Source organism: Psychrobacter sp. 1044 (assembly GCF_904846525.1).
Classification (GTDB): domain Bacteria; phylum Pseudomonadota; class Gammaproteobacteria; order Pseudomonadales; family Moraxellaceae; genus Psychrobacter.
Window position 1 is genome coordinate 1 of the sequence record NZ_CAJHAZ010000058.1, and the last position, 844, is coordinate 844.

General features: G+C 42.1%; 1 protein-coding gene. It reads right to left on the reverse strand.

Annotated elements, in window-relative coordinates; all coding sequences use genetic code 11:
• Positions 1-12: 12 nt before the first annotated feature.
• Positions 13-764 (reverse strand): IS5 family transposase gene (locus JMX82_RS14175; protein WP_145990073.1). Its coding sequence is split into 2 segments (ribosomal slippage): positions 13-536 and positions 536-764, totalling 753 coding nucleotides; the frame shifts between segments, so codons are not numbered across the junction.
• Between the last annotated feature and the right edge of the window lie 80 nt (positions 765-844).

The following is an 844-nucleotide window of genomic DNA, read 5'->3' on the forward strand; positions in this document are numbered from 1 at the left end:
TAGGGCGTGTCCCTAATTCAGTTTGCAATGAATCATAGTACAAGCTAGATACAGCATAGACTTATAATTACGAGCCAATTTCTCGTATCTAGTCGCAATACTACGGAAGTGCTTTAGCCTTGCAAACGTGTTTTCAACTAAGTGTCGTAGTTTATATAAATAGTGATCAAACGCTACATCTGGTTGTTTAGCATTTTTTCTTTTAGGGATGACAGGGCTTATGTTATCTTGCTTTAGCCTAGTTCTAATGGTTTCAGAATCATAAGCTTTATCAGCAATAAAGTAGGTCGCATCCGTTAGCATCTCTATAATATCATCTACCGCTTGGCTGTCGTGGACGTCACCCCCAGTGATTTTAAAATCAATCGGGTTTCCATGCGAATCGACGGCGAGATGAATCTTGGTAGTGGTTCCACCTCGTGACTTTCCAGTAGCTCGAAGCTCTCCTCGTCTTGCGCCGCTTGAATGCTGATGACAGCGGATATAGCTTCCGTCTGCGAATACCCATTCTTCATCAATACTTGCTCGTAGGTCAAAAAAAATTGTTCCCACAACCCCTTTTTTGACAACCTATTAAAACGGTTGTAGGCCGTTTTCCATGGACATAGCTCACTCGGTATATCACGCCATGGCGCGCCTGTACGAAGTTTCCACAATATGGCTTCCATGACTTGTTTGTCGTTTTTCCAAGTATGACAGCCATGAGCCTTCATGGTACTTTGGAGTTGTTCCCATGTATTATCGGTGAGCACTGTTCTTGCCATAATTTAGAGAGCCCTGTTTGAAATAGTCTCTTTATTTTAAAGCCTTTATACTTACTTTTACAGATTAGGGACACGCCCTA